Annotated in this window: 1 protein-coding gene; it reads left to right on the top strand. The window is 67.1% G+C overall.

From position 1 onward, the window contains the following. Positions 1 to 11: 11 nt before the first annotated feature. On the top strand, positions 12 to 662 hold a 651-nt coding region (locus A5745_RS21110), incomplete at its 3' end, for an SDR family oxidoreductase (RefSeq protein ID WP_139329715.1).

The following is a 662-nucleotide window of genomic DNA, read 5'->3' as shown; positions in this document are numbered from 1 at the left end:
AGCCTGGCTGCATGCCAACTGCTCTCATCACCGGGGCCGGCGGCGGTATCGGTTCTGCCATCGCCACCGCGCTGGCGCCGACGCACACGCTGCTCTTGGCCGGTCGGCCCTCTGATCGCCTGGATGCCGTCGCGGAGCGCCTCGACGCGACAACGTTTCCATTGGACCTGACCGATGCCGACGGGATCGAATCCAGTTGCGAAATCGTGGATGCTCTCGACGTGCTGGTGCACAACGCCGGAGTCTCGATCCCGGGCCACGTCGCCGAGTCGGGTGTCGAGGAGTGGCGCGCCACCTTCGACGTGAATGTCTTTGGCGCGGTGGCTCTTACGTTGGCGCTGTTGCCGGCACTGCGGGGCGCCCGCGGTCAGGTGGTATTCGTCAACTCCGGGGCGGGGCGCAAAGTCTCGCCGGGCATGGCGTCCTATTCGGCCAGCAAGTTCGCGCTGCGCGCATTCGCGGACTCGCTGCGCGACGACGAGCCGGAATTGCGGGTCACCACGATATATCCGGGCCGCAGGAAGTTGGCGGCGTCGTACTCGCCGCCTTCGAACGCGACCAGTTCACGCTGCATGGTCGTGTCGGTGCGGCCCGGATATATCGTGGTGACCCGCAATTCCGGCTCGTCGTCGCGCAGCGAGTCCGCGAATGCGCGCAGCGCG

This window comes from Mycobacterium sp. IS-2888, assembly GCF_001954215.1.
Lineage (GTDB): Bacteria > Actinomycetota > Actinomycetes > Mycobacteriales > Mycobacteriaceae > Mycobacterium.
The sequence above is the reverse complement of the archived record's forward strand: the minus strand, read 5'-3'. Positions and strand labels throughout refer to the sequence as shown.